General features: G+C 72.4%; 2 protein-coding genes. Both read left to right on the top strand.

Annotated features, from left to right (window positions below):
* The first annotated feature begins 33 nt into the window (after positions 1-33).
* Positions 34-7,419 carry an SDR family NAD(P)-dependent oxidoreductase gene (locus tag ACIP63_RS24610; RefSeq protein WP_401519274.1) on the top strand — a complete coding sequence of 2,462 codons (7,386 nt, stop codon included), beginning with the start codon at positions 34-36 and terminating at the stop codon, positions 7,417-7,419.
* 180 nt (positions 7,420-7,599) lie between these two features.
* Positions 7,600-14,937 carry a beta-ketoacyl synthase N-terminal-like domain-containing protein gene (locus tag ACIP63_RS24605; RefSeq protein ID WP_401519272.1) on the top strand — a complete coding sequence of 2,446 codons (7,338 nt, stop codon included), beginning with the start codon at positions 7,600-7,602 and terminating at the stop codon, positions 14,935-14,937.
* Positions 14,938-14,953 lie beyond the last annotated feature (16 nt).

Raw genomic sequence — 14,953 nt, 5'->3', positions numbered from 1 at the left:
GCCCACCCGCCGAACTTGAACGAGAGGACCGTCGTGCACCACTCACGTCTGGCCGAGACACCCATCGCCATCGTCGGGTTGGCCGGCCTGTTCCCCCAGTCGCGCAACGTGCGCGAGTTCTGGCACAACATCGTCGACGGCAACGACTGCATCGAGGACGTACCGGACACCCACTGGAACCTCGACGACTACTACGATCCCGACCCGACGGCCGAGGACAAGACCTACGCCCGGCGCGGCGGGTTCCTGCCCGAAATCGCCTTCAACCCCATGGAGTTCGGCCTGCCGCCGAACACCCTGGAGGTCACCGACATCCTCCAGCTCCTGTCGCTGACCGTCGCCCGCGACGTCCTGCGCGACGCGGGCACCGAGGGCTCCGGGTGGTACGACCCGACCCGCACCGGGGTCATCCTCGGCGTCACCGGCGCCAACTCCCTGACGCAGCCGCTCTCCGCACGGCTCCAGACGCCCGTCCTCAAGGAAGTGGTCCGCAGCGTCGGACTGAGCGAGGCCCAGGCCGAAGAGGTCGCCGAGCGCTTCAAGAAGGCATACATCCCGTGGGAGGAGAACTCCTTCCCCGGCATGCTCGGCAACGTCGTCGCCGGCCGCATCGCCAACCGCTTCGACCTCGGCGGCACCAACTGCACCGTGGACGCCGCCTGCGCAAGCGCCCTCGCCGCTGTCAAGCTCGCCGTCAGCGAGCTCGTCGAAGGCCGCTCCGACCTGATGATCACCGGCGGCTGCGACGCCGAGAACACGATCCTCATGTACATGTGCTTCAGCAAGACCCCGGCGTTCTCCAAGAGCCAGATCATCCGGCCCTTCGACGAGTCCGCCGACGGCACGCTGATCGGCGAGGGCATCGGCATGCTCGCCCTCAAGCGGCTCGCCGACGCCGAGCGCGACGGCGACCGGATCTACTCCGTACTGCGCGGCATCGGCACCTCGAGCGACGGCCGCTTCAAGAGCATCTACGCCCCGCGCGCCCAGGGCCAGCAGCTCGCCCTGCGCCGCGCCTACGAGGACGCGGACGTCCCCGCCGGCTCCATCGAACTCTTCGAGGCGCACGGCACGGGCACCGCCGTCGGCGACCACACCGAGCTCTCCGCTCTCGGCTCCTTCGTGGCCGAGGGGCAGGACGCACGCGGCTACGCCGCCATCGGAAGCGTCAAGTCGCAGATCGGGCACACCAAGGCGGCGGCCGGCGCGGCCGGGCTGATCAAGCTCTCGCTCGCCCTGCACCAGAAGGTCCTGCCGCCGACCATCAACGTCGAGCAGCCCAGCGCCGCCGTCGACCCCGCCGAGACCCCGTTCTACGTCAACTCCCAGGCGCGTCCCTGGATCGCCGACCCGGGCCGTGACAAGCGCCGGGCCGCCGTCTCCTCCTTCGGCTTCGGCGGCACCAACTTCCACATGGTCCTGGAGGAGCACGACACCACCGGCGGCAAGGTGCTCGGCCCCGTCGCCCGCACCGGCCTCTGGCACGCCGCCGACCCCGAGGCTCTCGTCCGGCGCCTGGAGCAGGGCGCGGCGCCCGACCCGCTGGGGTGGGTGCCCGCGGGTGACGCGCGCATCGGCATCGTGGCCGGCTCGGACGAGGAGTTCGAGGCGCTGCGCACCACGGCCGTCGAGCTGCTGCGGGCCAAGTCCGGAGCGGACGCCTGGCAGCACCCCAAGGGGATCACCTACCGGCGCTCCGGCATCCCGGCCGGCACGAAGGCCGCCGCGGTCTTCGCGGGACAGGGCAGCCAGTACGTCGGCATGGGCCGCGAGGCCGCCCTCGCCGTCCCGCCCGTGCTCGCCGCGTACGACAGGGCCAACCGCCTGACCGCGGGAGCCGAGACGCTCGGCCGCGTCGTGTTCCCGCCGCCGGCCTTCGACGACGCCACGCGCAAGGCCCAGGAGGACTCGTTGCGGCGCACCGAGTTCGCCCAGCCCGCGATCGGGGCGCTGTCCGCCGGACAGTTCGCCTGGTTCAAGGAGCTCGGGTTCGCCCCCGACGGCGTCATCGGACACTCCTTCGGCGAACTGACCGCCCTGTGGGCCGCCGGTGTCCTCGACGACGACGGATTCACCGAGCTGGCCCGCGCCCGCGGCCTCGCGATGGCCCCGCCCGCCGACGCCTCCGCCTCCCACGACCCCGGCGCCATGGCCGCCGTGCGCGGCGAGCTGAGCGCGGTCGAGGCGCTCGTCGCCGGCTACCAGGACGTATCGGTCTGCAACATCAACGCCCCCGGGCAGATCGTGGTCGGCGGCCCGACCGCGGAGATCGACCGCCTCGTGGCGGACGCCGCGAGCGGCACGATTCCCGCGAAGCGGCTCCCCGTCTCGGCGGCCTTCCACACCCGGTTCGTCGCCCACGCCGCCGACGCCTTCCGCGAGGCGGTCTCGGGCGTCGCCCTGAACGCCCCGCGCATTCCCGTCTACGCGAACACCCCGGGCGCCTCCTACGGTGCCGACCAGGCCGAGAGCCGCCGCACGCTGGTCGACCAGCTGCTGCGGCCGGTCGCCTTCGCGGACCGCATCGAGGAAATGTACGCCGACGGCTTCCGGGTCTTCGTGGAGTTCGGCCCCAAGCGGGTCCTCTCCGACCTCGTGGACCGCGTCCTCGAAGGTCGCGACGGCGTACGGACCGTCGCGGTCGACGGCGGCCCCGCCAAGGACGGCGAGCTCGCCCTCAAGCGCGCCGTCATCGAGCTGGCGGTCCTGGGCCTCCCGGTCTCCGGCATCGACGACCACAGCGCCGAGGTGCCCGAGGTGCCCGCGGGCAAGGGCATGGCGATCCCGCTGCGGGGCATCAACTACGTCACGGAAGCCCGCCGTTCGGCGTACCGCGACGCGATTGCCGAGCCCTCCCGCGAGGCGGCGCCGACGGAGCAGCCGGCCGTTCAGCCCGTGTCGGAGCCGGTGACACAGACGGCGGAGCGCGCTTCGGACGCTCTGAGTGCGGTGGCCCGAGAGGGGCTCGACCTCCAGGCCGAGATCCTCGACGCGCACGTCGAGACGATCCGCGAGGCGGTGAAGACCCTCGAACTGTCGGTCCGCTCCGGCACCCACCCCGACGCCGACGCGGCGCTGCGGCTCATCGAGCAGCACGGTGCGTCGATCACGTCGGCACACGAGCGCGCGACGCGGCTCCTGATCGACGCGCTGAAGAGCGAGGAGGCGCCTGCGGCCACGCCGGTGGAGCCTGCCGCCGCCGCTGCCATTGTTGCTGCTCCGGTGGTGGCGGAGCCTGCGCCCGCTCCCGCACCCGCGCCCGTACAGGCCGAGACGTCTCCGGTGCCTGCTGCTCCCGCTGCCCCCTCTGCTCCGGTGGCGGAGGTGGACGCCGCTGTGTTGGGTGCGCTGATGGAGGTGGTGGCGGAGAAGACGGGTTACCCGGTGGAGATGTTGGAGCCGGGTATGGATGTGGAGGCCGATCTCGGGATCGATTCGATCAAGCGGGTTCAGATCATGGGGGCGCTCCAGGAGCGCTTCCCCGTGTCGGGTGAGGTGGATCCGGAGCGGATGGGTGAGCTGCGGACGCTGGACGACATTGCGGGCTTCCTGGCCTCGGCGTCCGGTGCGCCGGCCTCGGTTGAGCCTGCTGCTGTTCCCGCCGCTCCCGCGCCTGCCGCTCCTGTGGTTGCGGAGTCTGCGGTCTCTGCGCCGTCCGATGAGGTGAATGCCGCTGTTCTGGGGGCGTTGCTCGAAGTTGTGGCGGAGAAGACGGGTTATCCGGTGGAGATGTTGGAGCCGGGTATGGATGTGGAGGCTGACCTGGGGATCGATTCGATCAAGCGGGTTCAGATCATGGGGGCGCTCCAGGAGCGGTTCCCGGTTTCCGGTGAGGTGGATCCGGAGCGGATGGGTGAGCTCCGGACGCTGAACGACATCGCCGGCTTCCTGGCCTCCGCCTCCGGTGCGAGCGCTCCGGCCGCTCCTGTCGCTGCTCCCGCTCCTGTCGCTGCTCCCGCGCCTGCCGCTCCTGTGGTGGTGGAGGCTTCCGTCTCCGCGCCGTCCGGCGAGGTGAATGCCGCTGTTCTGGGGGCGTTGCTCGAAGTTGTGGCGGAGAAGACGGGTTACCCGGTGGAGATGTTGGAGCCGGGTATGGATGTGGAGGCCGATCTCGGGATCGATTCGATCAAGCGGGTTCAGATCATGGGGGCGCTCCAGGAGCGCTTCCCCGTGTCGGGTGAGGTGGATCCGGAGCGGATGGGTGAGCTCCGGACGCTGGATGACATCGCGGGCTTCCTGGCCTCCGCCTCCGGTGCGAGCGCTCCGGCCGCTCCCGCGCCTGCCGCTCCCGTGGTTGTGGAGTCTGCGGTCTCTGCGCCGTCCGGCGAGGTGAATGCCGCTGTGCTGGGGGCGTTGCTCGAAGTCGTGGCGGAGAAGACGGGTTACCCGGTCGAAATGCTGGAGCCGGGTATGGACGTCGAGGCCGATCTCGGGATCGACTCGATCAAGCGGGTTCAGATCATGGGGGCGCTCCAGGAGCGGTTCCCGGTTTCCGGTGAGGTGGATCCGGAGCGGATGGGTGAGCTCCGGACGCTGGACGACATCGCGGGCTTCCTGGCCTCCGCGTCCGGTGCGAGCGCGCCTGCTGAGCCCGCTCCCGCCCCCGCTCCTGTGGTTGCGGAGTCTGCGGTCTCCGCGCCGTCCGATGAGGTGAACGCTGCTGTGTTGGGGGCGTTGCTCGAAGTCGTGGCGGAGAAGACGGGTTATCCGGTGGAGATGCTGGAGCCGGGTATGGACGTTGAGGCCGACCTCGGGATCGACTCGATCAAGCGGGTCCAGATCATGGGGGCGCTCCAGGAGCGCTTCCCGGTGTCGGGTGAGGTGGACCCGGAGCGGATGGGTGAGCTGCGGACGCTGGACGACATCGCCGGCTTCCTGGCCTCCGCCTCCGGTGCGGCCCCCAGTGGTTCGGCCGCAGAGGGTTCCGGCCCCACCGTGGAGTCCCCCCTCGTCATCACCTACCCCCAGGCGGACGGCGTGGGAAGGACCTTCGCGGCCGTACGCGAACTCCCCGCGGTCTGCCGTGTCGTACGGGCCTACGCGGAGCAGCCCGTCGCCCTCGTCCTCGACGACGGGTCGACGCTGACCCGGCCGCTGGTGGCCGGTCTGCGCGCCGACGGCTGGAGGGTGGAGGTCGTCGTACTGCCGGGCGCCACCACGTCCGCGGGTGAGGCCGACTCCGTCCTCCCGCTCCGTACGTGGGACGAGAAGGAGCTCGCCGCGGCCGTCACGGCCGAACGGCTCGACCTGGTCGTGCAGATGGCCGCCGAGGCCGGACAGGAGTGGACCGAGGCGGCACGCCGGCTGGCGCACACCGTCCTCGTCGCCAAGCTGACCCAGGCCCCGCTGAAGGCAGCGGCCGGCGACCGGGCCGCGTTCGTCGCGGTGACCCGGCTCGACGGAGCGAACGGTTACCGCGGCAGCGGCACCGGATCCGCACTCCTCGGCGGTGTGAGCGGACTCATCAAGACGCTGGCGATCGAGGTCCCCTCGCTCTTCACACGCACCGTGGACTTCGCTCCCGCTCTGGACGACCGCACCGTCGCGGCATGCTTCCTGGACGAGATCCACGACGTGTCGGCCGACCTCGCGGATGTGGGCGTCGACCCGGAGGGACGCCGCACGATCGTGCCGTCCAACGAGCCGCCGGCCGCGCACGTGACGGCCGTACAGGAGATCGGCGCCCGGGATCTGCTCGTCGTCACCGGTGGCGCCCGCGGCATCACCGCGGACTGCCTCCAGGCGCTCGCGGAGGCCCGTCCCGTGGGTCTGCTGCTGCTCGGCCGTAGCCAGGTGACCCCCGAGCCCGAGTGGTCGGCTGGTGTCGACGGCGCGGCGCTCAAGGGCCTCATCGCCAAGCGGATCACCGCCTCGGGGGAGAAGGCCACCCCGCGCGGTGTCGAGGCTGTCTACCGCGAGCTGACCGGCAGCCGCGAGATCCAGGCCAACCTCGACCGGCTCCGGGGGACCGGCGCCACCGTCGAGTACCTCGTGGTCGACATCACCGACGCCGCCGCGGTCCGGACCGCCCTCGCCCCGTACGCCTCCCGTGTCACGGGCGTCGTGCACGGCGCCGGTGTCCTGGCCGACCGGCTGATCGCGGACAAGACGCCGGAGGAGATCGCCCGGGTCCTCGGTACGAAGATCGTCGGCCTCGGTCATGTGCTGGACGCGCTCCGCGGCTCGGCCGACCTGCGCCACCTCGTGTTCTTCTCCTCGGTCGCCGGATTCTTCGGCAACCGGGGCCAGTCGGACTACGCTGTGGCCAACGAGGCGCTCAACCGTCTCGCGGTGCGCCTCAGGCAGGAGCTGCCCTCGGCGCGCGTGACCTCCGTCAACTGGGGCGCGTGGGACGGCGGGATGGTCACCGACGACCTGCGCCGGATGTTCGCCTCGCGGGGCGTGGCGCTGGTTCCGGTGGCGACGGGTGCGGGCATGTTCGCCGAGCAGTTCACCGCCGCCCGCGGCCAGGACACGGTCGTCGTCGCCGGCCCGCTCACTCCGCTCTCCGCTCCGCCGGCCGAGGGTTCCCCGGCCTCGCCGACCCTGCTCGTCGACCGTACGCTCGCGGACATCTCCGCCGCCCCGCTGCTCGCGGACCACACGATCGGCGGCAAGCGGGTGCTGCCCGCCACCGCCGCGCTCGGAGCCCTGGTCAACACCACCGAGAGGGTGACCGGCAAGCAGGTCACCGAGGTGTCCGCGTTCAAGGTCTTCAAGGGCCTGGTGATGGACGCGGCGGAGGGCGAGGGAGCCGACGCCTCACGGCTGCGGCTGTTCATCGAGCCCGGACCGGCCACCCGCCCGCACGCGATCGAGGTGCTGGCCTCCGCGGTGGACGACGCCGGACGGAGCAGGCCGTCCTACGGGGCGAGCCTCTCCACGGACGTGCCGCCGGTGCCCGCGGACCGTACGGAACTCGCCCGTGCCGCGCGTACGGCGACCCGTACGGACGCCGCTCCGCTGTACCGGGACGGCACGCTCTTCCACGGTCCCGCGCTCCGCGGCATCCGCTCGGTGCTGGTCGCGGAGGAAGGACTGCTGCTGCTCGCCGCACGGCTCGGTGACGGGCGGCCGGCACGCGGTGCCTACCACGGCCGGTTCCACAGCCCGGTCATCGCCGATCTGCTCCTCCAGTCCGCGCTGGTGTGGGTGCGACGGTTCCGTAACCGCGCCTCCCTGCCGATGGAGATCGGCAGCGCCCGCTTCCACGCGGAGCTCCCCTCCGACCAGGAGTTCCTGATCGCGGTGGAGAACGTCACCTCCGGGCCGAGCGGCATCAGCTGCTCGATCACCGCGCTCGACCGGGAGGGCCGTGTGCTCCAGGTCCTCGACGGTGTGGTGGTCGTGGAGGACCCGCAGCTGGAGGGCAAGTTCGGGGCGGCCGAAAGGACCGGGGCCGCCGCCGTCTCCGTCTGACGGCGACCGGGCGGGTCCGGCCCCGGCCCCCTCCGGGGCCGGACCCGCCCGGTACTTCCCGGGCCGCACGCGCCCGTGCCCGACGGGACACCGGTCCCCTCGTGACCCGGCCCGTACCGCCCCCTCTCCCGACCCTGACTCCCGAACCGAACCATGCGGAACCCGGAGGCTGACCCAACCATGGGCAAGTACGCGATCGTCGGCCTGGCCTGCCTCTTCCCGGGGGCAGGGACACCCGACGACTACTGGCGCAACCTGATCGAAGGCGTGGACTCACGCACCGACGGGGACGACCGTGTCTTCGGGCACGCCCCGGAGGCCCGGGAGACCGACCCCGAGGACAGGCACCGCATCTACTGCACCAGGGGCGGTTTCCTGGACGAGTACGACGAGCGTGCCGCAGGCCTCGACCCGAAGAACTACCGCCTTCCCGCCGACTACCTGGCCGGCCTGGACCGCTCGTTCCACTGGGCGCTCCGGGTGGCCGGGGACGCGCTGGCCGACGCGGGCCACCCCCCGACCGCGGACGGCCGGCCAGGACGGAGGACCGGGGTGGTGTTCGGGAACTATCCGTTCCCCACCCCGGCCTCCGGCCGCTTCGCCGGTGAGCTCTGGGACTCGGCCGTGGCCGACGGTCTCGCCGAGGCGGGTCTCCCGGTGCCCGACGCCCTGATCACGCCCGGCGCACCGGGCCCGTCCGGTGCGGTCACCGCGCACAACCTCTGGGCGGGCGGCATGCCGGCCCGCGTCGTCGCGGCCGCCCTGGGCCTGGAGGGCCCGAGGTTCACCCTCGACGCGGCGTGCTCCTCCGCGCTGTACGCCCTGAAGCTCGCCTGCGCCCATCTGGAGACGGGCCGGGCCGATCTCATGCTGGCGGGGGGTGTCTGCGCACCCGACCCGACCGTCATCCACCTGTCCTTCTCCGACCTGCGCGCCTATCCGCAGGACGGCTTCAGCCAGCCCTTCGACGCCCGTTCCCGGGGCATCGTCACCGGGCAGGGAGCCGCGATGATCGCGGTGAAGCGGCTCGCCGACGCACAGCGCGACGGCGACCGCATCCACGCGGTGATCGACGCCCTCGCCCTGACCAACGACGGCCCCGGCAAGCACCTGCTCGCGCCGAACGAGGCCGGGCAGCTCGCCGCGTACGAACTCGCCTACCGGGAAGCCGGGGTCGACCCGTCCGCGATCCAGTACCTGGAGTGCCACGCCACCGGTACGCCGCTGGGGGACAGCACGGAACTCGGCGGCGCCGAGGCCTTCTTCGGCCGCGGCCCGCTGCTCGGGTCCGTCAAGGCGAACATCGGCCACCTGCTGACCGTGGCCGGCATGTCCAGCCTCCTCAAGGTCGTCCTCTCGCTGTCGCACGGTGTCATCCCCCCGACGATCGGCGTGGAGCAGCCGCTGCCCGGCACGATCGCGGACCGGGTCGTACGCGAGGCCGTGCCCTGGCCGGACCCCGCCCCCGGCGCGCCCCGCCGCGCGGGAGTCTCCGCCTTCGGCTTCGGCGGTACGAACGCCCACGTGGTCCTCTCCGCACCGGAGACACCGGAGACACCGGAGAGGACAGGCGCACCCGCCGTACCCGAAGCGCCCTCCGCCCCCACCGAGCCGCCCCCGCTCGCCGTGATCGGCATGGGCGCGCACTTCGGACCCTTCGCCACCCTGGACGAGTTCGAACGCGCCGGCTACGACGGTCTCGTCGGCGTACGCCCCCTGCCCGAGCAGCGCTGGCGCGGCTTCGAGACCGTGGAGGGCGGCCCCCTGGACCGGGCAGGTCTCGGCGGGGACGCGGCCCCCCGGGCGGCCTACATCGAGGACTTCGAGGTCGACACCACCTCGTACCGCATCCCGCCCAAGGACCTCGCCCACTTCAACCAGCAGCAGCTGCTGCTCATGCGCGTGGCCGAGGAGGCGCTGCACGACGCGGGATTCGAGCGCAAACGCCCCGGCGGCAAGGCCGGTTCCGCCGCACGGCGGGTCGGCGTCGTCATCGGCATGGAGATGGAGCCCAGCGCGCACGGCCACGGCTCCCGCTACGAGCTGGGGCGCAAACTGACCGAGTGGTGCGCGGCAGCCGGCGTCGACCCGTCGCCGCAGCAGCTCGCGGAACTGACCCGGGCCGCGCGGGACGGCGTCCACGACTCCATCGAGCCCAACGAGGTCCTCAGCTACATCGGCAACATCATGGCGAGCCGGGTCTCCTCGCTGTGGAACCTCACCGGCCCCTCCTTCACCCTCTCCTCGGACAGCGCCGTCGGCGTCGAGGCGCTGGACGTGGCCCGGCTGCTGCTCCTCGACCCCACCGTGGAAGCCGTCCTGGTCGGCGCGGTCGACCTCGCTGCCGGACCGGAGAACACCCTCGCCCGCGAACTGCTCGAACCGGGCACCGTGCGGGACGGGCTGCGCATCCTGGGCGAGGGCGCGGGCGCCGTCGTCGTCACCCGGCCCGACTCCGTCCCCCAGGACCGCAGGGTGTACGCCACCGTCGAGTCGATCGCCGTGCACCACGCGCCGGACGTCACCCCCGCCGCGAGCGCCGAACTCGTCGAACGCGCCGCACAGGACGCGCTCGCCGCCGCCGGTATCGGCCCGTCGGACGTCGAGCTGGTGGAAGCCGGCGGAGCGCATCCCGCGGAGCTCGACGGCCTAGCCCGCGTCTGGAGCACCGAGCGGGCGGGCGGCGAGCTGCGTACGGCCCTCTCCTCGGCTCGCCGGGCCGTGGGCGACACCGGGTGCGCCTCCGGACTCGCCGCACTCATCCGGGCCGCGCTCTGCCTGCACCACGCCTACTTCCCCGTGGCCCCCGAGGGGATCGCGGCGGACCGGACCGAGGGCTCCGCCTTCTTCCTGGCCGCGGACTCCCGGCCCTGGCTGCGCTCCCACCGCGAGGGCAGGCGCGCCGCGTCCGTCAGCGTCGTCGGCGCGGCGGGCAGCCACGCCCACCTCGTGCTCACCGGCGGTCAGGTGCGCGGTGAGACCACCGAGGCCGACTGGACCCGTTCCGGCGGGGGAGTGGTCGTGCCGGTCGGTGCGGACGACTTCGACGGGCTGCTGCGACGGCTCGGTGAACTCCGTACGGCCATCGGGGCGGCCGAGACCGGAAACGACTGGCAGGCGGACTTCGCGGACCGGCCGGCGAAGGTCAAGGCCGTGCTCGTCGCGGACGACCGGGCCGGCCTCGTCCGGCAGATCGACCAGGCGCTCAAGGACCTGCCCGGCGTGTGGAGTTCCGGCGGCGAGTGGTCATCGCCGTCCGGGAGCTGCTTCACCGCCACGCCGATCGGCCCCGACGCCAAGGTCACCCTGGTCTTCCCCGGAGCTTTCAACTCCTATCTCGGCCTGGGGCGTTCGATGTTCCGGGCCTTCCCCGGGCTGCTTCCCCGCTTCGAGGCCCAGGCCGAACTCCCCGCCGACCTCCTGCGCAGCGCGGCGCTCTACCCCCGCTCCCGGGAGCCCCTGGGCCGGCGTGAGCTGATGCGCATGGAGGGCGAACTCGTCGAGGACATCCCGCTGATGCTGGCGGCCGGCACGAGTTACGCCCTGCTCTCCACGGACCTGGTGCGGGAGGTGCTCGGCGTCCCCGTGCACGGAGCCCTCGGGTACAGCCTGGGCGAGAGCAGCATGCTCTTCGCCACCGGAGGCTGGATCAAGAGCGCACGCGGGGACGAGAAGATCAGCGCCTCGCCGCTCTTCGACGACATGCTGCGCGGGCCCAAGCGCACCGTGCGCGCCCTCTGGGACCTCGCCGACGAGGTCCCCGACCCGCAGGTGTGGGCCACCCATGTGCTGCTCGCACCCGCCGACGACGTACGGGCGGCGCTGCGCCGCTACGACCGGGTGTTCCTCACCCACGTCAACACGCCGCAGGAGGCGGTCGTCGCGGGAGACCCGCAGCAGTGCCGCGACCTGATCGCCGAACTGGACTGCCGCAGCGCCCGCTCGCCCGCCAACCACGTGATGCACTGCCCGGTGGTGGACGGGGTCCTGCCCGAGCTCGCCGACCTCAACCGCTACCCGACCGGTGACGTCGGGGACCTGGTCCTCTACAGCAGCCGGCACTACGCGCCGGTGACGGACTTCGACGCGGACGCGGTGGCCGGGAACATCGCGGTCACACTGCGCGAGACGGTCGACTTCCCCCGGCTGGTCCGGCGTGCGTACGACGACGGCTACCGCTGCTTCATCGAGGTCGGCCCGAGCAGCACGTGCTCGCGGTGGATCCACGAGACCCTGGGCGACGAGCCGCACCTGTCGGTCTCGGTGGACCGGCGGGGTGCCCGCGGGGCGACCGACATCGCCCGGCTGGCGGCCCGTCTCGCCGCCCACGGCATCCCGGTCGACCTCAGCGCCTTCGCCCCCCTCCCGGACAGCCGTCCGGACCGCTCGCCCGGTCTGCGGGCCTTCCTGGCGGGCGGCGCCCCGGTCCCGCCCCTGGTGGCCTCGGCCGCGGCCCCGACGGTGGCCGCGCTGCCGCGTATCCCGGTCCCGGCGGTGGAATCCGTGCCGCGCACCCCGGTCCCGCAGGCCGCGGTGGCCGCACCGTCCGCGCCCGCAGCTCCGCCCGTGGCGCCCGCCGCGCCGAGCCCCCGGCCCGCCGTCGCTCCCGCCACCACCACCCCCACCGCCCCGCCCGCCCGTCCTGCCGCGCCGGTCGCGGCGTTCGCGGCGCGCCCCGACAGCCCGGCGGAGGCCACGACGGCCGTCGTGGCCCAGGGCTCTCTCCTCGCCGATCCGGCGCCCGGCACGGGCGCCGAAAACTCCACGGAATGGGACACCGCGATGCCGACCCACCCCTCCGCGCAGCCGCCGACGCCATCCCTGGCGTTGGAAAGGGAGCCCATCACGATGATTCCGGCCGGTGCCCAGGTGCCGCCCGCGAACACCCCCGCGCCCCCGCCGGCGGGCGCCGTGTCCGGTACGCCGCTGCCGGCGCAGCCGGCTCCCGCGCCGGGCCAGGCGCTCACGGGCGACGAGACCGCGGCCGTCCTGGTGCGCGGACTCCGCAGCGAGATGCTGGAGGCCCACCGTGAGGTGCTCGCGGCCCAGCGGGAGCTGCGCGACCAGCTCGTCTCGCTGCTGACCGAAGGAGGCACCCCGCCGCCCCGCCCGCCCAAGCCCGAGGGCGTGATCTGGGACGAGCACGACCTCCTCGAGTTCGCCACAGGCAAGGTCGGCAACGTCTTCGGCCCCCGCTTCGCGGAGATCGACGAGCACCGCCGCCGTGTCCGGCTGCCCGCCCCGCCCTACCACTTCGCGACCCGGGTCACCGCCCTGGAGGCCGAGCCGGGAGAGTTCAAGCCCTCCTTCATCCGCACCGAGTACGACGTACCGGTGGACGCCTGGTACGCCGTCGACGGACAGGTCCCCCCGGCCGTCACCATCGAGGCCGGCCAGTGCGACCTGCTGCTGATCAGCTACCTCGGCGCCGACTTCACCAACCGCGGTGACCGCGTCTACCGCCTGCTCGACAGCAGTCTCAGCTTCGTCGGAGACCTCCCGCGCGTCGGGCAGACCCTGCGCTACGACATCTGGATCGACCAGTTCGTGCGCCAGGGGGACACCCTCCTCTTCTTCTTCCACTACGACTGCTACGCGGACGGGGAGCTGATCCTCAAGCTCAACAACGCCTGCGCCGGCTTCTTCACCGACGAGGAACTGGAGAGCTCCCTCGGCATCCTCCAGGCGAAGGTCCGCCCGCCCGTCGGTGACGGCACGTTCACCGGGTCCAGCGCCTTCAAGCCGCTCGCCCGCACCGGGCGCACCGCCCTGGGCCCCGCCGACCTGGCGCGCCTCGCCGAAGGTCGGATCGCCGACGTGTTCGGGCCGGGTCACGCCCAGCCCGCCGGCTGCAACACCTCGCTGAGGCTCCCCACCGAGCGGCTCCGCATGGCCGACGAGATCACCGTCCTGGACCGCAAGGGCGGCCCCGCAGGACTCGGACGTATCGAGGCCGTGAAGCATCTGGTGCCGGACGGCTGGTACTTCACCAGCCACTTCCCGGACGACCCGGTACTCGCCGGTTCACTGGTCGCGGAGGGCGCCGTCCAGCTCCTGGAGGTGTACGCGCTCTCCCTCGGGCTGCACCTGTCGTTCCCCGACGCCCGCTTCCAGCCCGTCCCGGACCTGCGGACCGAGGTCAAGGTCCGGGGGCAGATCACGCCGGAGCACGAGAAGATCGAGTACCAGGTCGACATCACCTCCCTCACCCTCCTGCCGCGCCCCGCCATCACCGCCGACGTGGTCGTGCTCCGCGACGGCAAGCCGTCCATCGGCGTCACCGGGCTCGGCATCCGGCTGGTGGAGAAGCCGGGCGCGCCCTACCGCCCCGAAGCCGGGGGGACCGTCCCGCACTTCCTGGGACGGCTGAGCCCCGCCAGCGGAAAGCCCGCGCTGCTCAGCGAGTTCCACATGGCCCACGCCGCCAAGGGCGACCTGGCCACGGCCATGGGACCCGAGTTCGAGGTCTACGCCGACAGCCGTGCCCCGTACATCCCCAACGGCGACTTCCTCTTCGTCGACCGCGTCATGGAGCTGGAGGGCACCCGGGGCGTCCTCAAGCGCGGGGCCGTCATGGTCACCGAGTACGACTCCCCGGACGACGCCTGGTACTACGACCACAACGGCCACCCGCACATGCCCAACTGCGTCCACATGGAGTCCAGCCTCCAGGCGGCCATCCTCCTCGGCTACTACCTGGGCGCCACCCTGCCCTTCCCCGAGGAGCAGTTCAGCATCCGCAACCTCGACGGCCGTGCCACCCTGGTCAAGGACGTCGATCTGCGCGGCAAGACCATCCAGCACCGGTCGACTCTGCTGTCCAGCGACCAGATGCCGGGCTCCATCCTGCAGAACTACAGCTACGAACTGTCCGCGGACGGCGAGGTCTTCTACCGGGGCGAGTCGCTCTTCGGCTACTTCAGCGCCAAGGCCCTGGAGAACCAGGTCGGCCTGGACAAAGGCAAGCACGTGGCGCCCTGGATCGACCGCCAGGCCCAGCGCCCGGAAGCCCGCCGCGTCGACCTCGACGCCTACCGGGCCGCCGAGGCGTCCCGTCCCGGGCCCCGTATCGGCCGGGACCACCTCGACCTCGTCGAGTGGGTCGACATCGTGGCCGGCGGCGGCGACCACGGCCGCGGCTACCTCCGCGGACACCGCACGATCCGCCCGGACGACTGGTACTTCTCCTGCCACTTCCACCGCGACCCGGTGATGCCCGGTTCGCTCGGCGTCGAGTCCCTGCTCCAGGGCCTCCAGGTCTACGCCGTGGAGACCGGCCTCACCGACGGCCTCGTCAACCCTCGCTTCGCCCTGCTCTCCGAAGCCGAGACGACCTGGTCCTACCGGGGCCAGATCCTGCGCGACGACCCCGAGATGGAGTTCGACGTGCACATCAAGGAGGTGCGCCGCGCACCGGGCCGGATCCAGCTGGTCGGCGACGCGAGCGTCTGGAAGTCCACCCTGCGGATCTACCAGCTCGGTGGCATCGGCATCGAGATCCACCACGACCAGGCCTGATCCCGCGTACGACCGA

It is taken from the genome of Streptomyces sp. NPDC088746 (assembly GCF_044751065.1).
Classification (GTDB): domain Bacteria; phylum Actinomycetota; class Actinomycetes; order Streptomycetales; family Streptomycetaceae; genus Streptomyces.
Note: the sequence above shows the minus strand (reverse complement) of the source record. Positions and strands in the feature narration are given on the sequence as shown.